Origin of the sequence: Amycolatopsis coloradensis, assembly GCF_001953865.1 — a bacterium.
Taxonomy (GTDB): domain Bacteria; phylum Actinomycetota; class Actinomycetes; order Mycobacteriales; family Pseudonocardiaceae; genus Amycolatopsis; species Amycolatopsis coloradensis.
The window spans coordinates 230681-255210 of sequence record NZ_MQUQ01000018.1; the positions used below are offsets into that span (position 1 = coordinate 230681).

Genomic DNA, 24530 nt, shown 5'->3' on the forward strand with positions numbered 1-24530 from the left:
GTAGCGAGCGGTCGGACATCTGCGGGCCGACGTTTCCCTCGGTAATGTTCTGCACTTCCGGCGGGCCGGGGAGTGCTTGTGGGCGGCTACGGGTTCGACATCGCGCTGGTCGCGGTGCTGGTGGTGCTCAACGCGGTGTTCGCGGGCAGCGAGATGGCGCTGATCTCGTTGCGCGAGGGGCAACTGCGCTCCCTGGAACGGGACGGCCGCACGACGGCCCGCACGCTGGTCCGGCTGGCGCGCGACCCGAATCGCTTCCTGGCGACGATCCAGATCGGCATCACGCTCGCCGGGTTCCTCGCCTCGGCGACGGCGGCGGTGTCCCTCGCCGAACCCGTGGTGCCACTGCTGGGTTTTCTCGGCGACGCCGCCCGCGCGGTGGCCGTCGCGCTGGTGACCATGGTCCTCACCTTCCTGACCCTGGTGCTCGGGGAACTGGCGCCGAAGCGGCTGGCCATGCAGAACGCGCTGCGGTGGGCCTTGCTGGTGGCACGTCCGCTGAACCTGCTGTCGACTGTTTCGAGGCCCGTGGTCTGGGCGCTGAGCGTGTCGACGAACTTCGTCGTACGGGTGCTGGGCGGACGGGCGGAAGCCGATCCGGACCAGATGTCGCCCGAGGAGCTCCGGGAACTGGTCTCGGCCCAACGCGGCCTGAACGCCGAGCAGCGCATGATCATCAACGGCGCCTTGGAAATCCACGAGCGACGGCTGCGAGAGGTGCTCGTCCCGAGGCGGGCCGTACTGACGATCGCCGCGGAACAGGATCTCGAGTCGGCGCGGCGGCAGCTGGCCGAGTCGGGCTACTCCCGGGCGCCGGTCGCCCGTGGCGGGCATCTGGACGACGTCGTCGGCGTGGTGAGCCTGCGTGATCTGCTCGAAGACCGCGACGACCTCGCCGACGTGGTCAGGCCAGCCGTGGTGTTCCCCGATTCGCTGCGGGTTTCGGACGCGCTGCGCAGCTTCAAGGCCGAACGGGAGCAGATGGCGCTGGTGGTCGACGAGCACGGCGCCGTCGCGGGCATGGTCACCCTGGAGGACCTGCTGGAGGAGATCGTCGGCGAGATCTACGACGAGACCGATCGTGACGTCCTCGCCGTACGCGACGGCCACGACGGTTCCCTCGTCCTGCCCGGCACGTTCCCGGTGCACGACCTCGTGGACGTCGGCGTCGAGCTGCCCGACGCGCCGCCGGGGGAGTACGCGACGATCGCGGGGCTGATCCTGGTGATCCTGGGCCGGATCCCGGAGAAGCCGGGTGACCGGGTGGTGGTCTCCGGCTGGACGGCCGAGGTGCTCGGTGTAGAACATCACGCGATCACGCGCGTGGCGCTGCACCGGTGAGCGAATGCGGAGCGGTGAGTTGCGCCGGACGCCTCCGGTTGGCAGCGTGCCCGGTGTCCCACCACGAAGAAAGGTGTCCCGATGCCGGAAGACCAGCCCGATTTGAAGCCTCGTTCACGCGACGTGACCGACGGCCTGGAGCGTGCGGCCGCCCGCGGGATGCTCCGCGCGGTCGGGATGGGCGACGACGACTTCGCCAAACCGCAGATCGGCGTGGCGTCCTCGTGGAACGAGATCACCCCGTGCAACCTGTCGCTGGACAGGCTGGCGAAGGCGGTCAAGAACGGCGTGCACGCGGGCGGGGGCTATCCGCTCGAGTTCGGCACGATCTCGGTGTCCGACGGCATTTCCATGGGCCACGAGGGGATGCATTTCTCGCTGGTGTCACGGGAGGTGATCGCCGACTCCGTCGAGACGGTGATGATGGCCGAGCGGCTGGACGGCTCCGTGCTGCTGGCTGGCTGTGACAAGTCGTTGCCGGGCATGCTGATGGCCGCCGCGCGACTCGATCTCGCCTCCGTTTTCCTTTACGCGGGCTCGATCATGCCCGGTCAGGTCGACGGCCGGGACGTCACGATCATCGACGCCTTCGAGGCCGTCGGTGCCTGTCTGGCCGGCAAGATCACCCGTGCCGAAGTGGACCGGATCGAGCGTGCGATCTGTCCCGGCGAGGGCGCCTGCGGTGGCATGTACACCGCGAACACGATGGCGTCGGTCGCCGAGGCACTCGGCATGTCGCTGCCCGGATCGGCCGCGCCGCCCGCCGTCGACCGGCGCCGTGACGGATTCGCCCATCGGTCGGGGGAGGCCGTCGTCGGCATGCTCCGGCAGGGCATCACCGCGCGGCAGATCATGACCATGGAGGCGTTCGAGAACGCCATCGCCGTCGTGATGGCGCTGGGCGGTTCGACCAACGCCGTCCTGCACCTGCTCGCGATCGCGCGCGAGGCGGAGGTCGATCTGCGCATCGACGACTTCAACCGCATCGGCGACAAGGTCCCGCACCTCGGCGACCTCAAGCCGTTCGGGAAGTACGTGATGAACGACGTCGACAAGGTCGGCGGTATCCCCGTGGTGATGAAGGCGCTGCTCGACGCCGGGCTGATGCACGGAGACGTGCTCACCGTGACCGGCAAGACGATGGCCGAGAACCTCGAGGGCATCGCCCCCGACGGCGTCGACGGCGAGATTATCCGCCCGCTCGACCGCCCGATCCACAAGACCGGCGGGCTGACCATCCTCAAGGGATCGCTGGCGCCGGAAGGCGCGGTCGTGAAGTCGGCGGGCTTCGACGAATCGACGTTCACCGGCACCGCGCGGGTGTTCGACGGCGAACGAGCCGCGCTCGACGCGCTCGCGGAAGGCCGGATCGTCGCCGGGGACGTCGTCGTCATCCGGTACGAAGGTCCCAAGGGCGGGCCGGGGATGCGCGAGATGCTCGCGATCACCGGCGCGATCAAGGGCGCGGGACTCGGGAAGGACGTCCTGCTCATCACCGACGGCCGGTTCAGCGGCGGCACGACCGGCCTCTGTGTCGGCCACATCGCGCCGGAAGCCGTCGACGCCGGGCCGATCGCGTTCGTGCGCGACGGTGACCCGATCATGCTCGACGTCGCGAACCGGACACTCGAAGTCGAGATCGACGACATCGAGACACGCCGGGAAGGCTGGACGCCCAAGCCTCCGGCGTACACGCGCGGGGTGCTCGGCAAGTACGCCAAGGTCGTCCGGAGCGCCGCGCACGGAGCCGTTTGCGAGTAGGCCCGACCAAGGAGGGTCCCGTGGTGAACGAATACGCGCATGCGACGGAGCACCACGGGTCCTCCTTGGCACACTCGCCGTCCTGCTTCTCGTGACCGGCACCGCCACGGCGACGGTTGCCATCCGACGTCGGCGATCGACCGTGACGGCACTCTCGCGCCGGGACAAGAAGCAGTGGCAGTACCCGCCGCTGATCGGCTGGGACAGCTACCCGCCAGGACTGCGCGACAAGCACGACTTCGGCAGCTCAGCTGGGGATCCGGGACTCGTCGTTCAACGGCGAACTCGCCAAGGCGATGCTACCGCTGCCGAGCTGTCCTGAAGGCGAAGACACCTGGGGTCACTGGGCCCAAGCTCGCCCCCAGTACGTGAAGGACCCCTTCCTGTACACAGCGCCACGGTCCCGGCAAAGTCGCAGAGCTGCTGGTCAGCGTTGCTCTGGGTAACCGGATGTGACAGCGCTGGTGCCCGTAAGGGTCGAGCGGGGAAGATTGCGGACGGTGAACGTCCGAAATCGTCCCCGCTCGGGGGCTCCGCAACCGGTATGTCCCCGTGACGATGGAGTGGCTTTCAAGCGCGTCCTTCACGGACCGCGGCATCGGTTCGGCAGATGCCACGAACGGGTGATCCGTACGGCCTAGAGGCGTGAGTACGTAATTCACCCGATGCGCCCGTTACTCCGCGGTAGCAGACTCGGCGACCCGACGATTCCCGCTGCCCCGGAGGTCGACGATGACCGCGTCCCACGCCCCAGCCCGCCCAGCCGCGGCCCGCCCGGCCCCGACCCGCTCCGCCGCGCTCGTGCTCGCCCGTGCCGTCGTCGACGGCGTCCGGCATTCCCTTCCCGAGCACGCGCCCCTGTTCGACGCGCGTGCCACGGAGTTCGTCGCCTCGATCCTGGAGCACGACGGAATGGCCTCCGCGCTGGGGATCGCCGCCGGCGCGGACGCCTTCCGGGAGATCGGGGTCGCCGAATACGCCGCGGGCAAGGAACTGGACCGGCTCTCCCGCGCCTACCACTCGGCGGGCCGGTGCGCTCTGCCCGTCCTGGCCTCGCTGTCGCGGCAGCACGGGGCCGGGCCGGGCTTGATGGACACCGGGGTGGAGGCCCTGCTCCGCTGCGCCGACGTCCTGATCCGGCTTTCCACCACCGCCTACCGCGTCGCGCACACGCCTTCGGTGGCCGAGTTGCGCCGCGATCTCCTCAGGGAGCTTTTGAGCGGCCGGAAGTGGGCCGGGCTCGCGGCCGAGGCGGGCTGGGTGCCGCCCGCGCGGGTGGTCGCCGTCGCCGCGGAGCCGGGCGCGGTCCGTACGGCGTTCGGTCCGGAGGTGCTGGCCGACCTCACCGGCGAGTATCCGCACCTGCTCGTTCCCGACGACATCGAGATCGGTGGCGTACTGGCGGGAACGAGGGCGGCTGTCGGGCCCGCGGTCGCGCCTGCCGAAGCCGCGGTGTCCTTGCGATGGGCACGGCGGACGTTGGAGCTGGTGCGACGCGAGGTGATCGAAGACGGGCCGCTCGTGCGGTGGTCGGACCACCTGACCACGCACTGGCTGTTCGCCGACGAAGTGCTCACCTCCGCGCTCGTCACGCGCAGCCTGGCACCGATCGCCGAGCTGCCGCCGAACGAGCGCACCAAACTCGCCGAAACCCTCGACGCGATGCTCGCCGCCCGCGGCGGGGCACCCGAGATCGCGGAAAACCTCGGCGTGCACCCGCAGACGGTCCGCAACCGCCTGCGTCGCCTCCGCGTGTTGTTCGGCGCCCGCCTCGACGACCCCCAGGAGCGGCTCGACCTGCGTATCGCCTTGCGTGCCGACACGCACACCGCCGAACCAGCCCGGCCTGTCACGCCGATCAGGGCGGCCTGAGTCCGGCGGTCAGGACTCCGCGGAGCGGGTGACCCAGGTGGCGACCTGGACGCGGTTGGCGTAGCCGAGTTTGGTCAGGATGTGGTCGATATGGGTGTCCACCGTGCGGCGGGCGATGCCGAGCCGGTCGGCGATCTCCTGGTTCGTGAGGCCCTCGGCGACGACCCGCGCGATCTCGTTCTCGCGTTTGGTGAGCACTTGCGCCGTCTGTTTCGGGGGCTCGGGGGGCCGCTCTTCGAGGGCGTACGCGATGGCGTCGGCGGTGGGCATCGCGGCGCCGTCGGTGAACTCCTTGATCGCGACCTCCCAGCCCAGCGCCGCGGTCACGGCGTCGGTGTCGGCCCGCAGTGGTTCGGTGAACGCCTCGTACCGCGTCGGCCAGGCGCCCACCGTGCGCCAGACGTTCATCGAGGCGCCCTGGAGGATCGCGGCCCGGTTGGGACGTCCGGTGCGGGCCGCGCAGCCTGCCAGGACGGTGAGGGTGAACCCGACGACCACGCGGTCGTCCACCCTGGCGTGCAGACGCAGGATCTGTTCGCAGCAGCGGCTCGCCACGGAGAGATCACCTTGGAGGTACTCGGCGGCGGCGCGCGACCACAGTGCCCAGCCCCGCCAGAACACCTCACCCCGTCGCTCGCAGCGTTCGACGGAGTCGGCGAGCACCTGTCTGCCGCGGTCGATGTCGCCGTCGAGCCAGACGGCCAGCCCGTGGTTGTAACTCGCCCAGAGGCCCGCGCCTTCGTCGCCGTGGACGCGGAACAGGTCGATGGCCGTACCGAAAAGCCGTGACGCCTCGGACATGTCGTTGCCGATCAGCGCGGCGTAGGCACGGACGTGGAGCACGTAGGCGGCGGCGAGTTCGTCGCCGCTCGCCTCGGCTTCGGCGGCCGCCCGGTCCAGCATGCACCGGTGGGCGGGCATGTCTCCCTGCACCAGCGCCAGGAAACCGGAAAGCCACAGCCCGTGCGCCCGCTCCGGGACACCCGGTGCCGCGACCTCGTCGAGCCGCCGGACCCACATCCGGCCTTCGGTGTTCAGCCCGCGGACGATCCAGAACTCCTTGACGTCACGCAACATCCGCAGGCCGACGACGGCGTCCTCCCGGCTGCCGGTGCAGTAGTCGAGTGCGACGCGCAGGTTCGCGTGCTCGCGCCGCAACCGGCCGATCCAACCGAGCTGATCGGTCTCCAGCCATTCGGTGGCGTAGCGGCCGGCGAGTTCGGCGAACCAATCGCGATGCCGCTTGCGGAAGACGGACGTCTCGCCCGCTTCGCTGAGCCTGTCGACGCCGTACTCGCGCACCGATTCCAGCATGCGGTACCGCACCCCGCCCGGGTACTCCTCGCGCAGCAGGATGGACTTGTCGAGCAACCCGTCGACGACTTCGAGGACGCGTTCGCGGGGCAGTTCGCCGCCGGAACAGACCTGTTCGGCGGCGTCGAGGTCGAAACTGCCGGAGAACACCGACGTGCGTGCCCACAGGAGCCGTTCCGGGCCGGTGCACAGGTCGTGGCTCCAGTCGATCAGGGCCCGCATGGTCTCGTGCCGCTCGGGCCGCCCGCGCCGGTCCTTCGTGAGGACGGAGAACTGCCGGTCGAGCCGGTCGGCCAGCTGACGCAGGGACAACACCCGCGCGCGGACCGCGGCCAGCTCGATGGCCAGCGGGAGGCCGTCGAGACGGCGGCACAGCCGGATCAGCGGTTCGGTGTCCTCCTCGGTGAGGCGGAACGACGGCGCGACCGCGGTCGCGCGGTCCACGAACAGCCGCACCGACTCGTAGTTCACCGCGTGTTCGAAGGAGTCGCCCTGTTCCGGCACCGCCAGCGGCGGCACCGGCAGGATCCGCTCGCCGGCCACCCCGAGGGACTGCCTGCTCGTGGCCAGCACGGTGACCTGGGGACACTCCCTGGCCACGGTGTCGGCGAACCAGGCGCAGCTGTCCACGAGGTGTTCGCAGTTGTCCAGTACCAGCAGCAACCGGCTCGCCCGAAGCGCTTCGACGACGACCTCGATGGCCGGTTTCGCCGAACGGTCGCCGAAGCCAAGGACGTTCGCCACCGTCGGCACCAGCAGCGCGGGTTCCCGCAGTTCGGCCAGCGAGACGAACGCGACCTCGTCGGCGGTCGCCTCGCGGTGGGCCGTCGCGATCCGCCACGCCAGCCTGGTCTTGCCCACCCCGCCAGGTCCGGTCAGCGTGACCAGTGACGAGGCTTCCAGCAGGCGCCGTGCCTCACCGGTCTCGGCGCCACGGCCTACGTAGCTGGTCACTTCGGCGGGTTCGGCAGACCACCCCGAAAGCGAGCCAACTCCGTCCGCCATGCACTCTCCCGCGCTCGACCGGTCCCGCGCCTCCGTCCGAAGTAGACGGAAATCGCCCGGCTGGGGATCCTAGCGGACCGGCGTTCCGCCAGCGGGACACTTGCTTGCCACGGTCGTGCGCCCAGCCCGCCAGCACGGTCCCGGCGGCCACGAGCAGCAGGAACACGATCACCCTGCCGCCCCAGTCACCGGGTACCCAGTCGAACGTTCCCCACAACTGGGTCGCGGAATGGTCGAAGAGACTCCGGATGGCGGCCTGCGCGAAGACGGCGACCGCCACCATCCCGAGAATCTGCAACCCCAGATAGCCGCCCTTGGTCATGCTCCCTACCTCCTGTTTCGCGAGTGGGGTCCAGCATCGCCCGGTCCGGCGGCGAGCACATCGGCGTCGCGTCGCGCGTGGCATTCGACCAAAGTCGGCCCCGGCCGCGACCGAGGTCGGGGCCGGGATCGTCCCGTGTCCGGCTGCGGCGCCGCGGGCGGGTCGACCATGATGGGCCGGTGATCACCGACGTCGGCGCTTTTCCGCCTCTCCGGCCGTGGCAGCAGGCCTGGCGGCTGCTGGCGGCGGCCGCGCTGGGAGTGGTGCTGTGGATGCTCACCGCGGCCCAGGTGCCACCGGGCGTGGGCGGGCCAAGGGTCCAGTGGATGATCATCGGCGACCCGTTGGTGGCGCTCGTCTGCCTGGTCGCGCTGCTGTGGCGCCGCCGTTTCCCGGTCGTGATCGCGATCGGGGTCATCGTCGCCTCGACCGCGTCGGTGCTGGCCGGTGGTGCCGCGATACTGGCCCTCTGCTCGCTGGCCACCCGCCGCCGGCCGGCGGAAACGGCGGTCGCGGCGGTGCTGAGTGTGCTCACCTCGCTGCTCACCGCCGACCTCTACCCCCGGCGCGAGGTGCCGGAACCGTTGTGGCTGCTGCTCAGCTTCCCCATCCTGATGGTGGGCATCGTGGTGGCCGTGGGGGCCGCGGTCGGCGCCCGCCGGGAAGAGGTGCGCTCCCTGCGGGAACAGGTCGAAAGCGCGGAACGGGAGCAGGCCGCCCGCGCGGGAGAGGCACGGATCCTGGAGCGGCACCGGATCGCCCGCGAGATGCACGACGTCCTCGCGCACCGGGTCTCTTTGGTCGCCATGCAGGCCGGAGTGCTGGGACACCGCCCGGACCTGCCCGCCGACCAGGTCGCGGAACTGGCCCGCGGGATCGCCGACGGTTCCCACCAGGCGCTGGAGGAGCTGCGGGACGTCCTCGGCGTGCTGCGGGCGAGCCCGGACGACCTGGAACCGCCGCAGCCTTCGCTCGCCGACCTGCCCGCGCTCGTCGCGAACGCGCGAGCGCTGGGATTGGACGTCAGCTTGGCGGCCACGACGGCGGGCGAGCCGCCCGACGCGATCGCGAGGACCGTCTACCGGATCGTGCAGGAAGGGCTGACCAACGCGGGCAAGCACGCGCCGGGGGCCCGGGTGGCGGTCACCGTCGAAGGCGAGGCGGGTGCCGGTGTGCGGGCGACGGTCCGGGATTCCGGTGCGTCGCGGAGGATCGCGGGCCCGCCCGCGTCGGGCTTCGGCCTGCTCGGCCTCGCCGAGCGGGTCGCGCTGGCCGGCGGCGAACTGGACCACCACCCGGCTCCCGGCGGCGGGTTCGTCCTCGCCGCGCGCCTGCCGTGGCCGGTCCGCGAAGGGAGCGAGTGAATGGACAACGAGCGGATACGGGTCGTGCTCGTCGACGACGAACACCTGGTGCGGATGGCGTTGCGGCTCATCGTCGACGGCGAGCCCGATCTCGTCGTGGTCGGCGAGGCGGCCGACGGCGACACCGCGGTCACCGTGGTGGGGGAGCAGCGGCCCGACGTCGTCCTGATGGACGTCCGGATGCCGGGGCGTGACGGGCTCAGCGCGACCGAGGAGATCCTGAGGCTTCCGGAGCCGCCGCGGGTACTGGTGCTCACCACGTTCGACACGGACGAGATGGTGCTGGGCGCGCTGCGCGTCGGCGCCCTCGGCTTCGTCCTCAAGGACACCCCGCCGCCGCGGATCCTGGCCGCCGTGCGGACGGTCGCCGCCGGGGAACCCGCGCTCTCGCCCGCCGCCACGGCCCGGCTGATCGCCGCGGCCACCGGGCCGCACTCGTCCGACGCGCGCCGGACGTCCCGCGACACGGCGCGTGATCTGCTGGCCACGCTGACCGACCGCGAACGCGAGACCGCGGACGCCATCGCCGAGGGGCTGTCCAACACCGACGTCGCGCGGAGGCTGAGCATCACCGTCGCGACGGTGAAGGCCCACACCAGCAGCATGCTCGCCAAACTCGGTGCCGAGAACCGGGTCCAGATCGCCCTGCTGGTCCGCGACGCCGAGGGCTGATCAGCGAATCGCGGAAATTTTTCCGGCGAGCTGTCGAATCCGGCGGTCCCCGGTCGACGCGATGTCGAAAGCAGTTCGGAACGACCAAGGAGAAACCAGATGCGCACCCTGATCGCCACCGCGTTCGTCTCGCTCGACGGCGTCGTGGAAGGGCCCGGCGGGGAGCCGGGCTACCGCAACTCCGGCTGGACCTTCGACGGCATCGAGTTCGACGAAGCGGCCTACGAGCTCAAGGGCCGCGAGCAGGGCGAGGCCACGGCGATGATGATGGGCCGGGTCAGCTACGAGGCGTTCTCGCCGGTGTGGCCGGACATGACCGTGGAGTTCGCCGGCTACAACGCGATGCCGAAGTACGTCGTTTCGACCACCTTGCGGGACGAAGACCTCGTCGGCAACTGGGGCGAGATCACGATCCTGCGTTCGCTGGACGACGTCGCCGAGCTCAAGAAGACCGACGGCGGGCCGATCATCCTGCACGGCAGCGCGGAGCTGAACCGGAACCTCTCCGACGCCGGTCTGATCGACCGCTACCACCTGCTGCTGTTCCCGGTCCTGCTCGGCGCGGGCAAGAAACTTTTCAGCGACACCGACAAGGACAAGCAGAACCTCAAGCTCGTCGAGAGCGAAGCCTACGGCAACGGCGTCCAGAAGCTGGTCTACGACGTCACGCGTTCTTAGTCGCCCGTCACTCCGCCGGGCAGCCGGGGGCGACCCGCTGTGATCGGAGTCAGGCGGCGGGGCAGGGCCAGGAAAGCCGGACGACGGTCCCGGTGGGCGTGCTCGTCACGGAGGCCTCCGGCGCGAAAGCGCGGATGATCGGCAGGCCGCGTCCGCCGTCGGGGCGGCGGCCGTCGCGCCAGCGGCCTTCGTCGGCGACGGTGATTTCGACGTGGCCGTCGACTAAGGCGGCGGTGACCGTCATGACGTTGTCGTCGGTGCCGTCCGGATAGGCGTGCTTGACGACGTTGGTCATCGCTTCGTAGGCGGTGAGTTTGAGATCCTCGGCCAGTTCCCGGGGAAGGCCTCGTTCGAGGGCCCAGTCCGCCAGGACGCCCCGCAACGCGGCTGCCTGCGCGGCGACGGCGGCGACTTCAAGGACCAGCTCGTCAGTGCTGTCACGCACCGGCTCGTCGATCGGCATCACGGAGCTTCTCCTCCTCGTCCGCCGCGGCCCACGACCGCCGGATCCACTGACCAGGCTAAGGCACCGGGGGAATCGAGGTGCGAGTGCCGCGCGCACGGGTGCCGTCATCGGATATCTTCGGGACTCTCGGTGTGCCGATCGTGAGGGAGTATGACGGTGACGAGCGGAGACGGCGACATCCGGGAGGTTCCGTTCTCGGTGACGATCGCCAGGCCCGATGGCGCCCAGGTCGTCATCGCGGTGGCGGGGGAAATCGACCTGACGACGTCCGAAGACCTCAAGGAGACCTTCGAGGAGGCACTGGAACCGGTGCCCGGCCGGCTCGTCGTCGACCTTGAAGGCGTGGAGTTCTGCGATTCCACCGGTTTGGCGACCCTGGTCAGGATCAACGACCGGTGCACCACCCATGGCGTCGACCTGAGTTTCCTGCCGTCGCCGACGATCCGGCGGCTGGTGCTGAAGACGGGCCTCTCCACCTTGCTGCCGCTCGCCGGGGCCTGACCGCCCTCAGGGGCGGGGCGAGACGTCCGGTACCTCGTGGAGCGCGTTGGCCAGGTGCCGGTACACGGGGATGTGGACGTCGATACCGAACAGGTGCAGCAGCCTCAGCACCGGCCGGGTGCTCGCGACGACCCCGACCGTCCGGTGTTCGGCGTGAGCGCGGGCGGCGGCGGATTCGATGACCCGCAACCCGGCGACGCCGAGGAAGGTGACCTCGCTGAGATCGAGGACCGTGATGGCGGGAGGGTCACCCCGGAGGGCGTGTTCGAGTCTGCCGGCGGTGGCGAGGTCGATTTCGCCGGCCGCGGAGACGATGAGCAGATCTTCACTCCATCGGGTCCGCCTGACTTCCAGCAGGTTGTCTGCCGACAAACGCGGCCGCGGCACGGTGGCATGAAGGACGGGGCCGTCGCGGCTGCCACGCAGGGACGGGATTCGGTCGGTCATGGTGCTGGTCTCCCGGATAGCCGGGACGAGACGGACAACGGGTAAGCCTGCACAACGGCTGCGCAAGTCAACTCGCCGCCGCGTCGCCCTGTGAAAAGAATCGGGGTCGCGGACATGCGGGTCGTTCGCGCGGGCTGGTGGACTCAACCTCACGTACCTGTCACCGTACGCCGCTCCTCGCGTCTGGCAACACCACAGGACGGAACGACGCATGATTCACACTTGCGCATGGTCACACGGGTGGCTGAACCGAGAGGATCCTCGGAGGCTAAAGGCGGCGCGAGTCGACTTCCCTTGTGTCGTCCCGTTCTCGTTTCGCGGCCTTCCAGGCGGCGGTGGCGCACAGGAGTGCCGCCACGAAGCCGGCCGCGGTGAGTGTCCCGGCCCAGACGGCGCCGGTGCTGGCGAGAAGATAGAGCTGGATCACGGCGGTGCACGTGTAGACGACCGCCAGTCCCAGCCACAGCCGTTGCGTCATCGTCTCCCGTCTCCGTTCCCCCGGTCACCGGGTCAATCGCGGCGAGGCGGGATGTGGTTACAAGGTGTTCGAAAACGGCCGCTTCCTGGCGCCAAATCCGTGGTGACCCTCAGGAACCGGTCACCCGGAAGAAGTCCGCCAGCCCACCCCGGACCGGGAACCGCGCCGGTGCTCCCACCAGGTCCGGAACGGTATCGACGTCATCGCCGCGCGATAGACGTTTTCCGCCTGGTCCCACGTGAGTCGTTTCTTGCGCCACGCCGGCACGGGCCGCATCCGCATGGGATCGTCCTTGAGCAGATGCCGTCCGCCGCCGCCGGGACATTCGAAGCGGATCATGGGGTGAACCCGGCGCGGTCCAAGCTCCGTCGGGAGGCGTGTCATGATGTCCGCGAACTCGATCGGCAAAGCGAACGATTCGCCCTCCGGTCGTACGGTTTGACGAACGACAGGGGAGTGGCGGTGGAGGACGAGACGCCCTCGATCCGGGACATGCTGGCGGTCAACCTGCGCGCGGCCAGGGCGGCGAGGGGGATCTCGCTGTCGGAGCTGTCCCGCCGGTCGGGCATCGGCAAGGCGACACTGTCGCAGCTGGAGTCCGGCGGTGGCAATCCGACCATCGAAACCGTGTTCAGCCTGTCCAGGGTGCTGGAGGTGGCGATCTCCGACCTGCTCGACCATCGCGCGGGTGGCGCGCTCACCGTGGTTCGCGGCGCCGACGTCGAAGTGCTCAGCGGCGAGGGCGTCGATCTCCGGCCGCTGCGCCGGATCGAGACCGGTGACGGCGTCTTCGAGGTGTACGACCAAGTGGTGCGCGGTGACGCGCCGCAGCGTTCGCGAGGGCACGTCGGGATCGAGCACACCGTGGTGCAGTCCGGTTCGCTGCGGGTCGAGGTGGCCGGACGGACCGTCGAAGTCGGCCCGGGGGACTACGTCGCCTTCGACGCCCGCGAGCCGCATTGCTACACCGCTCCGGAGGGGCCGGTGCACTCGGTCCTGCTGTTGCAGTACCGCGCCGACGAACGGCTCGACGGCAGGCCGCATCCGGTGTTGAAGGGCTGACGGCGCCCGAGGTATTGACACCCCTCCAAGGCGGAACCTACGCTCAAATCGTTCGCTTTACCGAACGCGGGAGGGTCGATGAACCGAACGCGTGTGGCGGTACTCGGCGCGGGTATCGTCGGCGCCGCGTGTGCCCGTGAGCTGAGCCGGGCGGGCTTCGACGTCGTCGTCGTGGATCGCGGCCGCCCCGCCGGGGGCACCACGTCGCACGGCGAGGGGAACATCCTCGTCTCCGACAAGGGCCCGGGCGCGGAACTCGAACTCGCGAAGCTTTCGCTTCGACTGTGGCCGCAGGTGGTCGCCGAAATCGCCGACGAGGACCCGCGTGCCGCTGCGGCGATCGAGTACGACCCCAAGGGCGGCATCGTGGTCGCCACCACCGATGACGGGGCCCGCGCTCTCACCGCGTTCGCCGCGTCCCAACCAGGGGTTCGCACGGAATCGTTGTCTCCCAAGGAACTCGCTGACACCGAGCCCGCGCTGACCCGCGAGGTGACCGCCGCGTTCCACTACCCGGAAGACGCCCAGGTGCAGCCCGCGGGTGCGGCGCTGGCCCTGCTCGGTTCCGCGCTCCGCCACGGCGCCCGGCTCCGGTGCGGCACCGAGGTCGTCGGCGTGTCTGTCCGAAAAGGACGGATCACCGGTGTCCGCGTGCCCGGCGAGGTGATCGAGGCGGACGTCGTCGTCAACGCCGCGGGACCGTGGGCCGGGCAGGTGTCGGCGCTCCTCGGCGCCCCGATCGCGGTCCGGCCCCGCCGTGGCGAAGTGCTGGTGACCACGCCGATGCCGGGTGTCGTCCGGCACAAGGTCTACGACGCCGATTACGTCGGCGCTGTCGGGGCGGATTCGGGGGACCTGCGGACTTCCGCCGTCGTCGAATCGACCTGGGGCGGCACCGTGCTGATCGGCTCGTCACGGCGCCGGGCCGGCTTCGACGACACGATCCGGCCGGAGGTGCTGAGCGCCATCGCGGTCAAGGCACTGCGGCTTTTCCCGGCGCTGGCCGATGCCGCGATCATGCGGGCCTACGGCGGTTTCCGGCCTTACGTCGACGATCACCTCCCGGTACTCGGCGAGGATCCGCGGCTGGGAAATCTCTGGCACGCCACCGGACATGAAGGCGCGGGCATCGGGCTGAGCATCGGCACCGCGCGGTTGCTGCGCGAACTGCTCACCGGTGCGGAGCCCGCGATGCCGGTCGCGGAGTTCACTGTGGACCGTCCGGCGGTAGTGGCGGAGGAGGCCGCATGAGCGGGCGATTGTTTCCCCGGGGCAAGGATCCGGTGGGCCGCACCGACCGGCCGATCCGGATCAGCGTCGACGGCGAACCCCTGACCGGGATCGCGGGGCAGAGCGTGGCGGGTGTGCTGCTCGCCGCGGGCCGGAGTTCCTGGCGCACCACGCGTTCCGGCGCGCCGCGTGGCGTGTTCTGCGGTATCGGCGCGTGTTTCGACTGCGTGCTCACCGTCAACGACGTGCCGGACGTCCGCGCGTGCCGACGTCCGGCCGCCGACGGCGACGAGATCAGGACCCAGTCCCGGGAGGACGGCGGATGAAGCACGTGGTGATCGTCGGCGCCGGTCCCGCCGGGCTCGCGGCGGCCGAGCACGCACTGCGGGCGGGTGCCAGGGTCACCGTGCTGGATCAGGCCGAGGCCCCCGGCGGGCAGTACCACCGGACGCTGCCCGAGGCCTACGCGGCGCGGAACCCGGAGCGGCTCCACCACGGCTGGGCGCGGTTCGCCCGGCGCCGTCGCCTGCTGGACCATCCACGGTGCGCGTGGTGGCTCCAATCCACCGTCTGGGCTCTCGACCGGGCGGAAAACCAGGTGCACGTGCTGCGAGGGCAGGCCGACGGCAGCGGACGGCGGCGCTCGTCCTTCGAGCCGGACGCGCTGGTACTGGCGACCGGCGCGCACGACCGCACCCTGCCCTTCCCCGGCTGGGAACTTCCCGGCGTGTACACCGCGGGCGCGGCGCAGGCGCTGGCGAAGGGGGAGCGGGTCGCGATCGGCGGCCGGGTCCTCGTCGCCGGGGCCGGGCCGTTCCTGTTGCCGGTCGCGGAATCGCTGCTGGGCGTCGGAGCGGAGGTGGTCGCCGTACTGGAGGCGAACCCGTTCGCGACCGTCCGAAAAGGATGGTCGGCGCGGCCGTGGGAGCTGGCCGCACACGCCGGCAAATCGGCCGAGCTGGCCCGGTACGCCGTGACCTTGGCCCGCCATCGGGTCCCGTACCGGTTCGGCAGGGTCGTGATCGAGGCGCGCGGGGCGGCCCGGGTTCGCGAGGTCGTCACCGCCGGGGTCCGGGCCGACTGGTCGATCGTTCCCGGCACCGAGCGGACGTACGAGGTCGACGCGGTCTGCGTCGGACACGGTTTCGTCCCGCAGCCCGAACTCGCCGTCGCGGCGGGCTGCGACCTCGACGGCGGTTTCGTGCGAGTCGACGACGAGCAACGGACCACGGTGGACGATGTCTTCGCCGCGGGCGAGATCACCGGTATCGGCGGCGCGGTCACCGCCGCGGCCGAAGGCGCGGTGGCAGGCTGCGTCGCTGCCGGAGGAGATCCTGGCCGAGCACTGATCCGCGAACGCGACCGGGCGCGGGCCTTCGCCGGACGACTCGCCGCCGCGCACCCGATCGGCGCGGCCTGGCGCGGCTGGCTGGCCGAAGACACGATCGTCTGCCGTTGCGAGGAAACCACGTACGGCGAACTCACCCGCGCGGCAGGCGATCCGGCCTGCCCGGGCTCGCACGCGCTGAAACTCGGCACCCGGGCCGGACTCGGCCCGTGCCAGGGCCGGATGTGCGGTCCCACCGTGTCCGAACTCGCCGGTGGCACCGAACGGCACCACCGCCCGATCGCCCAGCCGATTCGGCTGGGCGAACTCGCCGAATCGAAGGAGACCTCCACATGAGCACCCCCGACCTCGGTGGCGTCGTCGTCGCGACCGCGCTCCCGTACCGGGCGGACGCGTCGGCGCCCGCCGGGCTCGCCGTGGATTACGAGGCCTACGCCGCGCACTGCCGGTGGCTGGTCGACAACGGCTGCCGGGGCGTCGGCCCGAACGGCTCCCTCGGCGAGTACTCCTCGCTCACCGACGATGAACGCCGCCGCGTCGCCCGCACCGCGATCGAAACCGTCGGCAAGGACGGGATCGTCGTCGTCGGCGTGCACGGTCCCGGGTCGCACCAGGCCAGGCACTGGGCCGAAATCGCGGCCGAGGACGGCGCACACGGCCTGCTGTGCCTGCCGCCGACGATGTACCGCGCCAACCGCGGCGAGGTGCTCGCCCATTTCGAGGCGGTGGCGTCGGTCGGGCTGCCGGTGATGGTCTACAACAACCCCATTGACACCAAGGTCGACCTCACCCCGGCTCTGCTGGCCGAGATCGCGGCGATCGACAACGTGGTGGCGGTCAAGGAGTTCTCCGGTGACGTCCGGCGGGTGCTGGAGATCCGTGAACAGGCGCCGGGACTGGACGTGATCAGCGGCGCCGACGACGTCGTGCTGGAGAGCCTGCTGATGGGCGCGACAGGCTGGTTCGCCGGTTTCCCCAACGTGTTCCCCGCCGAGTCGGCCCGCCTGTTCGAACTGGCCAGTGCAGGGAAGCTGGAGGAGGCCAGGGCGCTGTACGAACCACTGGTGGCCGCGTTCCGCTGGGACTCGCGGACGGAGTTCGTCCAGGCGATCAAGCTCGGGATGGACCTCGTCGGCCGCTACGGCGGGCCGTGCCGTCCGCCGCGCGGGCCGTTGACGGACACCCACCGCGCACAGGTCACCGCCGACCTGCGTCGCGCGCTCGCCTCGCTGGGGGTGGAGTAGATGCGCTCGATCCGGTCGATCACCGCCGTCGACTCGCATACCGAGGGCATGCCGACCAGGGTGGTGACCGGCGGGGTCGGTGTCATCCCCGGCGCCACCATGGCCGAACGACGCCGGTACTTCATGGAGCACCTGGATCACCTGCGGCGGTTCCTGGTGAACGAGCCGCGCGGTCATTCCGCGATGAGCGGGGCGATCCTGCAGCCGCCGTCCCGGCCGGACGCCGACTGGGGCGTGGTGTACATCGAGGTGTCCGGCTGCCTGCCGATGTGCGGGCACGGCACGATCGGGGTCGCGACGGTGCTGGTGGAGACCGGCATGGTGGAGGTGACCGAACCGAAGACCGTGGTGCGCCTGGACACCCCGGCCGGACTGGTGCACGCCGAGGTCGACGTCCGGGACGGCCGCGCGGAACGGGTCAAACTGCGCAACGTGGCCTCGTTCCTCGCCGACCGGGACGCCGTCGTCGACGTGCCGGGCTTCGGGGAAGTGCGCTACGACCTGGCCTACGGCGGCAACTTCTACGCCATCCTCGAACTGTCCCAAGTGGACATCCCGTTCGACCGCGCGGAGAAGGACCGGATCCTCGCCGCGGGGCTGGACATCATGGCGGCGATCAACGACCAGCGCCCGCCGAAGCATCCGGCCGACCCGCTGATCGGCGGCTGCAAGCACGTCCAGTTCCTCGCCCCGGGGTCGGACGCCCGTGCGTCGCGGAACGCCATGGCCATCCATCCCGGCTGGTTCGACCGGTCGCCCTGTGGCACCGGCACCTCGGCCAGGATGGCGCAACTGCACGCCCGCGGTGAGCTGCCGCTGCACACGCCGTTCGAGAACAGTTCGTTCATCGGCACCACGTTCACCGGCGAGCTGGTCGAGGAGACCACCGTCGGTGGTGTCCCCGCCGTGGTGCCGGAGTTCTCCGGACGCGCCTGGATCACCGGGAACGCCACCTACCTGCTCGATCCGGACGACCCGTTCCCCGCGGGTTTCGTCCTCTAGTTGCGGTACTTGCGCGCGCAACTACCGCAACTAGAGGACGAAACGCGTCAGGCGGAGACCACGGTCCCGCCCTGGACGACGTGCCGGAACGCTTTCGGCTCGGCCAGGACGCCGATGTCCGCCAGCGGGTCCCGGTCCACGACGACCAGGTCCGCGTGCGCGCCGGGCGCCAGGGTGCCGATCTCGCCGGTCAGGTTCAGCAGGTCCGCCGCCGTCGACGTCGCGGAGCGGATCACCTCGAGCGCGGACTGGACCTCGCCGCGCAGCCGGAATTCGTGGTTCTGGTGCCGGTGCATCCCGCCGAGGAGATCGCTGCCGTACACCAGTTTCACCCCACCGCGGGTGGCCCGTTCCAGCGCGGCCATACCCGCGCCGAGGACGTCGTCGACCTTGCGCCAGCTCGATTCCGGCAGCCCGTGCTCGCGCCCTTCCTCCTTCAGCGCCCAGTACGTGACCAAAGTGGGCACGAGGTACGCGTCGTGCCGGAGGAACAGCTCGACACTGAGGTCGTCGATCAGGTTGCCGTGCTCGATCGATCGGACACCCAGCTCCAACGCGCGGTTCACCGCACGGGCGGTGTACGCGTGCGCGGCCACGTAGCGGTTGGCCGACTCCGCCTCCTCGACGATCGCGCGCAGCTCCTCGGCGGAGTACTGCGTCGAGTCGATGCGGTCGGTGGGGGAGGCGACGCCACCGGAGGCCATCACCTTGATGTGGTGCGCCCCCTTGCGCAGTTCGTCGCGCGCGGCCGCGCGGACGGCGTCGACACCGTCGGCGACCCGGCCGAGACCCGCGCAGCACGGGTGGTCTTCGCTGGCGTTGGCGCCTCGGGTGCGGCTGTCGCCGTGTCCGCCGGTCTGGCTCAGCGCGCGTCCGCAGAACAGCAGACGCGGGCCGCGGAACAGCCCCTCGGCCTGCGCGTCGGCGAGGCCGTAGTCGGCACCAGAGGCGTCCCGGACCGTGGTGAAGCCCCGGTCCAGCATCCGGCTCATGGTGCGGGCGCTGTGCGCGGTCACGTAGGACGGGGACGACGCGGGGAGCGACCCCAGATCCGCGGTCGACGCCGTCACGTGGACGTGCGCGTCGACGAGGCCGGGCAGCACGTACGCGCCGCGCAGATCCTCGGTCCGCACCTCGTCTGCGGTGAGACCCGTGCCGGTCTCGACGATCCGGCCGTCGGCACACCGGAGGTCCCCCTCGGTGTACTCGCCTTTGACCGGGTCGAGCAGCCGGGCGTTGCGGAGAAGCAGTGATCCGTTCATCGGGTCTCCAGGAGTTCGCGCAGGGCCGGGACCGCCAACGGTGCCAGAGAACGGGCCGCCATGACGGAATCGCCGTCGTAGCTGCCTTCGGCGTCGAGGATGTTGAGGACGCCGAGGGTGCGGCCGTCGTCCACCACCGGCACGTTGATCACCGCGCCGCAGCCGAGCCGGTCGATGAGTTCGTGGTCGGCGAAGATCTCCCGCACCGCCGCGCTGTCCGGCCCGAAGTAGGGCTCCTGTCCCGTGACGCACTGGTCCAGCCAGCCCGCGGCCACCTCGACGGTCTTCTCGCCGCCGACCGGATATTCCGCCGGATGGCTGCTGTGCACGCGCCACAGCGCCCGCCGTTCGGGTACCCACGCCAGCACGGTGAACAGCCGTACGCCGATCGTGGCGCGGGTCTTGTCCTCCACAGTGGACAGTGACACGGTCACTTCTTCATCTCCTTCGCGGTGGTCACGGGCGCGCCGTGTTCGGTCAGTTCTTCCAGCGAGCGGCCGGCGGTGGAGAGGCCGAACACGACCACGACCACCACCCCGGCCGCCAGGACGGCGGTGGTCAGGCCGAAGACGCCGGCGAACCCGAGGCTCGCGGCGGACAGGCCGATGATCGTCGGGGCCAGGATGCTGCCGAGCCTGCCGAACGCGCTGGACAGCCCGGTCCCGCTGGCGCGGATCCAGGTCGGGAACACCTCGGGGGTGTAGGAGTACACGCCGGCGTAGGTGCCGTTGAGGAAAAACGACAGGACCGCCCCGGCGAGGGTGATCGACCACGGCGCGTCCATCTGGCTCAGCCAGAACGCGCTCACCGCCGATCCCGCGAGGTACAACGCGATGGTGTGCTTGCGGTCGAGCCGTTCGGAGAGCCAGGCGGCGGAGAAGTACCCGGGGATCTGCGCCAGGTAGATGATGATCGAGAACTCGAAGCTCTTGGTCACCGTGATCCCGCGCTCGACGAGCAGTGTCGGGATCCAGGAGAAGAAACCGTAGTAGGAGAACGTGATCACGAACCAGACGGTCCAGATCACCGCGGTGCGGCGGGCCATCGCCGGGCTCCACAGGAACTTCAGCGCGCTGAGGAGGTTGACCTTGGGCGTCTCCGTCGCGGGCTTGACGTCGGTCTCGGCGACGGGCGGAAGTGGTTGTCCGGTCGCCTTTTCGACGTCGCGTTCCAGTTTCGCGACGATCTTCTCCGCCTCGGCGTGCCGCCCGTTCGCGACCAGGAACCTCGGTGATTCCGGCAGCGACCGGCGCCACCACAGCAGCATGACGATCGGCAACGCGGTGATCAGCTGGGCGACCCGCCAGCCTTCCGGCACCGTCGGGACGACGAACCGGCCGATCAGCGCGGCCATGACGAACCCGAACGAGAAGAACCCGGCGAGCGCGCCGACGAACCAGCCGCGCCGTTTGGCCGGGACGAATTCCGACAGGAACGGCGCGATGATCGCGCTTTCCGCGCCCGCGCCCGCCCCGGCCAGCACCCGGGCGCCCAGGAAGATCTCGTAGTTGGGGGAGAAGGCGGCGAGCACCGAGAACACCGCGTAGAAGGCCAGTGCGTACATCATGACCTTCTTGCGGCCGATGCGGTCACCCAGCAGGCCGGCGGCGATCGCGCCGAAGAGGAAGCCGAACGGCGTCGCCGAACCGATCAGCCCGAGCTGTCCGTTGTCGAGGCCCCAGGCCGCTTTCGCGCTCGGCAGGAGGAAGGCGACCACGGCGGAGTCCATGCCGTCGAAGGTGTAGCCGAGACCGCCGATGAGCAGGAGCAGATAGTGGGGACGGCTCAGGGGGAGCCGGTCCAGTCGTGCCAGAAGCGTCATGGGGAACGCCTTCCGTGGTTCGGGCGACGAGGAGTGCGGACAACGTATACTGCGTTTCTGCAAAACTGCAATGGTTGTTGCAAGTGGTTCGACGGGCACGATGCGTTACCGTGACGCGGTCGAGGGAGGGTATGCGTGACGGAGACGGGAATCGACGATGGTTTCGAGGTGTGGCTCCGGGATCGGACGCCGGAACGAGGCTTGCGGCCCAAGTCCGCCGCCGTGCTCGAAGTACTGGTCTCCCAACCGCGCCGGGCTTCGTTCGGCTCGACGGCCGAGCTCGCCCAGCTCGCCGGGGTCAACGTCGCCACCGTCACCAGGACCGCGCAGGCGCTGGGGTTCGCGGGCTGGCCCGCGCTGCAACAGGAACTGCGGGCGCGGTACATGTCGTCACTGAGCGCGCCGCAGGTCGCCGAGGAACACCGGGACGTCGATTCGCCGGGGTCGGCGTCACTGCGCCGCGACCTCGACGGTCTCGCCCTGCTCAACCGGCGGTTCGCCGAGGACGAGATCCGCGACGTCGCGCACGCCGTCGCCGCCGCGCGCCGCACCCTCGTCATCGCCGATGGCAGCTACGCCGCCGTCGGGATCGCCTTCGCGCACAACGCCCGGCTCGCCGGTTACGACGTCCACGCGATCACCGCAGGCGACGCCGAACTCGCCAACGCCACGGCGAAACTCACCGGCGAGGACGTGCTGATCGCGATCAGTTTCTGGCGGCTGTACGAAAGCACCGTCCTCGCCGCGAACGAGGCGAAGGCCAGGGGAGCGCGCGCCTTCGCCATCACCGACGCGGCCAGTCCCGCGCTGGCGGGTGCCGTCGAGCAGGTGCTGATGGTGCCTGCCGAAGGCGTCACCTTCTTCCCGTCGCTGACCGCGGGCATGAGCCTGGTGCAGGCGATCGTCGCGCAACTCGCCGCCGTCGACCCCGCCCGCACCGGCGAATCGATCGAGGCGGCCGAAGCCATGTGGTCGCGGTTCGATCTGCTGCATCGCCGTCCGGGGTCGGCCGATCGGCCGGTGCCGAAAAGGCCGACCGGTCGAGGCACGCCCGCCGGATGACCGATCCGCCGCACGCCGCCGAGAGGTGATCCTGGTTCCAGGCCGCCGAAACAGGCGGTACGGGGATCGAGGAGGCCGAAATGACGATCATCGCTACCTTCGGGGCTTACGCCGGATTCGCTCTGCTCGCGCTGATGGCGGTGACCCCGCTGCTGGTCGAGCTCGACCAACGCTTCCCGGTCACCCGCCGGGCGAAGGCGGCCGAACGGGAGCGCCGGATGCCCGCCAACCTCGTTTCGGCGTGACGCAGAGCACAGAGAATCGCGTGGGATTACCTCAGGTGAGTGGTTCCGGAACCGTCGACTCGTAACTTTGTGTCGCACTATGGAACGCTGAGTGACGTGACCGTGGATTTCTGCTCCAGCGCCCAGCCCGCCGACGCCTTCGCGGAGTTCCGTGAGAACGTCGACGAACTGACCCAGGCGTTCATCGACGCCTGCCGTCAGGGCCGCAGCCCCGGCGACGCCACACTCGACCTGTTGCAACGGGTCCACGGGGAAGACCGCAACTGGGTCGTCGTCCATCTGACCTTCGCCATCGCCGCGCTCGCGCATCAGCGAGCCCTCGCCTCCACCGACGGCATCACCCGGCCAGGTGGTGTGACGGGTGCGCCTGAGCGAGCGTTGCTAGCTTCCGCGAGTGACTGATCCGACCGTCTCCGCGATCATCGCGGTGTTCGCGGGTTTCTTGCTCGCGGGCGTTCTGGCCGTCCCGTACATCGCGGCGAGCTACCGGCGCCGTGGCGAACTCGGGCTCTGGCGGGTCCTGCTGGTGTTCGGTTTCCTGGTCTACGCCATGTCGCTCTGGACGTACACGCTGCTCCCCATCCCGCAGACCACGGCGGCGTGGTGCGCCGAACACGCGTCGAGTCACCTGCAATTGCGCCCGTTCCAGTTCATCGCCGACATCCGCCGCGAACAGACCGGGACCGGGCCGCGGTCGTTCCTCCGCAATCCCGCGGTCCGGCAGGCGATCTTCAACGTCGCCTTGTTCGTGCCGCTGGGGATGTTCGCGCGGCACCTCTTCCGCCGCGGTTTCGTGGCCACCGTCGCCATCGGTTTCGTGGTTTCACTGTTCATCGAGTGCACCCAGTTCACCGGGGTCTGGTTCCTGTTCGAATGCCCGTACCGGCTCGCCGACGTCGACGACCTGCTGACCAACACCCTCGGCGCCGCCGTCGGTTTCGGGCTCGCCCCCTTGCTGCGGCTGCTGCCGGGCGACGAGCCGTCCGCGCCGCCGGGCACACCGCGTCCGGTCACCGCACGCCGCCGTCTGCTCGGGATGGCCATCGACCTCGTCTCGGTCGTCCTGCTCGGCACGACCGCCGGGATGGTGACGACCTTGCCGGCGGGCGAGCCGAACACCGTGGTCCTGGCGCTGATCAGCACACTGTTCCCCGCGGTGCTCCTGCTGTTCGTCATCCCCGTCGCGGGCAACGGCGCCAGCTTCGGTCAGCGGATCGTGTTGCTGCGCCCCGCCGGGCCGGACGGCGGGAAACCCGCCCTGTGGCGGATGATCGTGCGGTTCCTCGCCGGTTCCGGCGGCTATTTCACGCTCCTCACCCTGGCTTCCGCGGTCAACGGCGGATTCGAACCGCTGGCGAACCTGTTGTTCTTCGCCAGCGGGATCCTCGCGATCCGGCCACAGGGCCACAAAGGACTGTCCGGTCTGATCGCCGGACTCGAAGTGGTGGACGCGCGGGCGGTCGAAGTGCCTGCCGGTGCCGCCACGGTCGCCTGAGGCCTCGCCACACCCGATCGGGTTGTTCAGGTCGCTCACGCGAGTCGATCCGCGTGCCGCGGGGGACGGCCCGGCACACTCCTCGCGGTGGACGTGGAGTCGATGGATGACGTGGCCGACTGCCTGCTCTCGGTGGCCTGGAAGATCTTCCCGCTGATGGGGAAACCGCCCGGGCGCCCGGAAACCCGCGCCGAGGAGATCCGGTCCTTCCTCGTCGACGCTTGCCACGGCGCCGGAATGCGGGCCCGCGAATGGGCGGCCGCGCACGGGACGGGGACCGAGACCGACCACCGTCCGTTCCTGCGGCTGGCGGAGGTCTGCGCGGACGCGAACCTCTACCTGGGCATGGTTTCCGGTGTCCTGGTGGTGGATCCGGAACGCGTCCATCGCCGGTGGGCCGAAATCGAGGCGCTGGTGCACGAGGCTCGCGGTCTGGCCGAAAGCGTCACCGAATTCCTGGACGGCCGCGCGGCGTTCGCCGCAGGCGCGTGAAGGCCCGCTTCCCTCGGCTCAGCCGAGGGAAGCGGGCCTTCACGC

28 protein-coding genes are annotated in these 24530 nt (G+C 70.2%); 19 read left to right on the forward strand and 9 right to left on the reverse strand.

Annotated elements, in window-relative coordinates; genetic code table 11:
* Positions 1 to 78: 78 nt before the first annotated feature.
* The 4 genes from BS329_RS31645 to BS329_RS31655 all read left to right on the forward strand — a co-directional run bounded on the left by BS329_RS31645 (position 79) and on the right by BS329_RS31655 (position 4974).
* Positions 79 to 1341: a hemolysin family protein gene (locus tag BS329_RS31645; RefSeq protein WP_076165344.1), complete on the forward strand. Its 1263-nt coding sequence runs from the start codon at positions 79 to 81 to the stop codon at positions 1339 to 1341.
* 81 nt (positions 1342 to 1422) lie between these two features.
* Complete coding sequence (gene ilvD, locus BS329_RS31650; protein ID WP_076165346.1) at positions 1423 to 3102, forward strand: dihydroxy-acid dehydratase; 1680 nt, start codon at positions 1423 to 1425, stop codon at positions 3100 to 3102.
* Positions 3103 to 3244: 142 nt separating this feature from the next.
* Positions 3245 to 3424, forward strand: coding sequence for a hypothetical protein (locus tag BS329_RS44000; protein WP_167480040.1), 180 nt, complete (start codon positions 3245 to 3247; stop codon positions 3422 to 3424).
* Between the two features lie 410 nt (positions 3425 to 3834).
* On the forward strand, positions 3835 to 4974 hold the full coding sequence (locus BS329_RS31655; protein WP_076165348.1) for a helix-turn-helix domain-containing protein: 1140 nt from the start codon (positions 3835 to 3837) through the stop codon (positions 4972 to 4974).
* Positions 4975 to 4983: 9 nt separating this feature from the next.
* Here the strand turns inward: BS329_RS31655 and BS329_RS31660 are convergent, their stop codons facing one another.
* Together BS329_RS31660 and BS329_RS44825 are read right to left on the reverse strand one after the other, a co-directional pair.
* Positions 4984 to 7242 (reverse strand): LuxR C-terminal-related transcriptional regulator, encoded by a 2259-nt coding sequence (locus BS329_RS31660; RefSeq protein WP_244197372.1) that lies wholly within the window; start codon positions 7240 to 7242, stop codon positions 4984 to 4986.
* Positions 7205 to 7615, reverse strand: a complete 411-nt coding sequence (locus BS329_RS44825) for a hypothetical protein (protein ID WP_244197373.1) — start codon at positions 7613 to 7615, stop codon at positions 7205 to 7207. The genes BS329_RS31660 and BS329_RS44825 overlap by 38 nt, the downstream gene beginning before the upstream one ends.
* 179 nt (positions 7616 to 7794) lie before the next feature.
* Here BS329_RS44825 and BS329_RS31670 point away from each other — a divergent pair, with 179 nt between their 5' ends.
* The 3 genes from BS329_RS31670 (at position 7795) to BS329_RS31680 (ending at position 10329) form a co-directional block, all read left to right on the forward strand.
* A complete protein-coding gene (locus BS329_RS31670; RefSeq protein ID WP_076165351.1) occupies positions 7795 to 8979 on the forward strand; it encodes a sensor histidine kinase in 1185 nt (394 codons plus the stop codon).
* Positions 8980 to 9651 (forward strand): response regulator transcription factor, encoded by a 672-nt coding sequence (locus BS329_RS31675; RefSeq protein WP_076165353.1) that lies wholly within the window; start codon positions 8980 to 8982, stop codon positions 9649 to 9651.
* Between the two features lie 99 nt (positions 9652 to 9750).
* Positions 9751 to 10329 (forward strand): dihydrofolate reductase family protein, encoded by a 579-nt coding sequence (locus BS329_RS31680; protein ID WP_076165355.1) that lies wholly within the window; start codon positions 9751 to 9753, stop codon positions 10327 to 10329.
* A gap of 49 nt (positions 10330 to 10378) precedes the next feature.
* Here the strand turns inward: BS329_RS31680 and BS329_RS31685 are convergent, their stop codons facing one another.
* On the reverse strand, positions 10379 to 10792 hold the full coding sequence (locus BS329_RS31685) for an ATP-binding protein (protein WP_076165357.1): 414 nt from the start codon (positions 10790 to 10792) through the stop codon (positions 10379 to 10381).
* Between the two features lie 153 nt (positions 10793 to 10945).
* On the opposite strand from BS329_RS31685, the gene BS329_RS31690 reads away from it, so the two are divergent.
* Positions 10946 to 11296, forward strand: a complete 351-nt coding sequence (locus BS329_RS31690; RefSeq protein ID WP_076165360.1) for an STAS domain-containing protein — start codon at positions 10946 to 10948, stop codon at positions 11294 to 11296.
* Between the two features lie 6 nt (positions 11297 to 11302).
* Here the strand turns inward: BS329_RS31690 and BS329_RS31695 are convergent, their stop codons facing one another.
* From BS329_RS31695 to BS329_RS31705, 3 genes are all read right to left on the reverse strand, one after another.
* Entirely contained in the window at positions 11303 to 11743 is a 441-nt protein-coding gene (locus BS329_RS31695) for an STAS domain-containing protein (protein ID WP_076165361.1), read from the reverse strand.
* A 268-nt stretch (positions 11744 to 12011) separates the two neighbouring features.
* The gene (locus BS329_RS31700; protein WP_076165363.1) at positions 12012 to 12221 is read right to left on the reverse strand and encodes a hypothetical protein; all 210 of its coding nucleotides are present in this window, start codon (positions 12219 to 12221) and stop codon (positions 12012 to 12014) included.
* Between the two features lie 120 nt (positions 12222 to 12341).
* On the reverse strand, positions 12342 to 12560 hold the full coding sequence (locus BS329_RS31705; RefSeq protein ID WP_244197374.1) for a hypothetical protein: 219 nt from the start codon (positions 12558 to 12560) through the stop codon (positions 12342 to 12344).
* A gap of 123 nt (positions 12561 to 12683) precedes the next feature.
* On the opposite strand from BS329_RS31705, the gene BS329_RS31710 reads away from it, so the two are divergent.
* The 6 genes from BS329_RS31710 (at position 12684) to BS329_RS31735 (ending at position 18107) form a co-directional block, all read left to right on the forward strand.
* Positions 12684 to 13283, forward strand: a complete 600-nt coding sequence (locus tag BS329_RS31710; protein WP_076165420.1) for a helix-turn-helix domain-containing protein — start codon at positions 12684 to 12686, stop codon at positions 13281 to 13283.
* A 78-nt stretch (positions 13284 to 13361) separates the two neighbouring features.
* On the forward strand, positions 13362 to 14534 hold the full coding sequence (locus tag BS329_RS31715; protein ID WP_076165366.1) for an NAD(P)/FAD-dependent oxidoreductase: 1173 nt from the start codon (positions 13362 to 13364) through the stop codon (positions 14532 to 14534).
* Positions 14531 to 14839 carry a (2Fe-2S)-binding protein gene (locus BS329_RS31720; RefSeq protein WP_076165368.1) on the forward strand — a complete coding sequence of 103 codons (309 nt, stop codon included), beginning with the start codon at positions 14531 to 14533 and terminating at the stop codon, positions 14837 to 14839. The genes BS329_RS31715 and BS329_RS31720 overlap by 4 nt, the downstream gene beginning before the upstream one ends.
* Positions 14836 to 16197, forward strand: coding sequence for an FAD/NAD(P)-dependent oxidoreductase (locus BS329_RS31725; protein WP_076165370.1), 1362 nt, complete (start codon positions 14836 to 14838; stop codon positions 16195 to 16197). The genes BS329_RS31720 and BS329_RS31725 overlap by 4 nt, the downstream gene beginning before the upstream one ends.
* Positions 16194 to 17105 (forward strand): dihydrodipicolinate synthase family protein, encoded by a 912-nt coding sequence (locus tag BS329_RS31730; protein WP_076165372.1) that lies wholly within the window; start codon positions 16194 to 16196, stop codon positions 17103 to 17105. The genes BS329_RS31725 and BS329_RS31730 overlap by 4 nt, the downstream gene beginning before the upstream one ends.
* The gene (locus BS329_RS31735) at positions 17106 to 18107 is read left to right on the forward strand and encodes a proline racemase family protein (RefSeq protein WP_076165373.1); all 1002 of its coding nucleotides are present in this window, start codon (positions 17106 to 17108) and stop codon (positions 18105 to 18107) included.
* Between the two features lie 47 nt (positions 18108 to 18154).
* Here BS329_RS31735 and BS329_RS31740 read toward each other — a convergent pair whose 3' ends face one another.
* Genes BS329_RS31740 through BS329_RS31750 form a run of 3 tightly spaced genes read right to left on the reverse strand, consistent with a single transcriptional unit; the run spans position 18155 to position 21191 of the window.
* Positions 18155 to 19369 (reverse strand): metal-dependent hydrolase family protein, encoded by a 1215-nt coding sequence (locus BS329_RS31740; RefSeq protein WP_076165375.1) that lies wholly within the window; start codon positions 19367 to 19369, stop codon positions 18155 to 18157.
* Positions 19366 to 19803 (reverse strand): GAF domain-containing protein, encoded by a 438-nt coding sequence (locus BS329_RS31745; RefSeq protein ID WP_076165376.1) that lies wholly within the window; start codon positions 19801 to 19803, stop codon positions 19366 to 19368. Before BS329_RS31745 ends, BS329_RS31740 begins: the two co-directional genes overlap by 4 nt.
* Positions 19800 to 21191, reverse strand: coding sequence for an MFS transporter (locus BS329_RS31750; RefSeq protein ID WP_076165378.1), 1392 nt, complete (start codon positions 21189 to 21191; stop codon positions 19800 to 19802). The genes BS329_RS31745 and BS329_RS31750 overlap by 4 nt, the downstream gene beginning before the upstream one ends.
* A 135-nt stretch (positions 21192 to 21326) precedes the next feature.
* Here BS329_RS31750 and BS329_RS31755 point away from each other — a divergent pair, with 135 nt between their 5' ends.
* The 5 genes from BS329_RS31755 (at position 21327) to BS329_RS31770 (ending at position 24485) form a co-directional block, all read left to right on the forward strand.
* A complete protein-coding gene (locus BS329_RS31755) occupies positions 21327 to 22253 on the forward strand; it encodes a MurR/RpiR family transcriptional regulator (protein ID WP_076165380.1) in 927 nt (308 codons plus the stop codon).
* An 80-nt stretch (positions 22254 to 22333) separates the two neighbouring features.
* The gene (locus BS329_RS43545; protein ID WP_158075844.1) at positions 22334 to 22498 is read left to right on the forward strand and encodes a hypothetical protein; all 165 of its coding nucleotides are present in this window, start codon (positions 22334 to 22336) and stop codon (positions 22496 to 22498) included.
* Between the two features lie 96 nt (positions 22499 to 22594).
* Positions 22595 to 22900, forward strand: coding sequence for a hypothetical protein (locus tag BS329_RS31760; RefSeq protein WP_076165382.1), 306 nt, complete (start codon positions 22595 to 22597; stop codon positions 22898 to 22900).
* Positions 22893 to 23993 carry a VanZ family protein gene (locus tag BS329_RS31765; protein WP_076165384.1) on the forward strand — a complete coding sequence of 367 codons (1101 nt, stop codon included), beginning with the start codon at positions 22893 to 22895 and terminating at the stop codon, positions 23991 to 23993. The genes BS329_RS31760 and BS329_RS31765 overlap by 8 nt, the downstream gene beginning before the upstream one ends.
* Positions 23994 to 24080: 87 nt before the next feature.
* Positions 24081 to 24485, forward strand: a complete 405-nt coding sequence (locus BS329_RS31770; protein WP_084750438.1) for a hypothetical protein — start codon at positions 24081 to 24083, stop codon at positions 24483 to 24485.
* Positions 24486 to 24530: the final 45 nt, after the last annotated feature.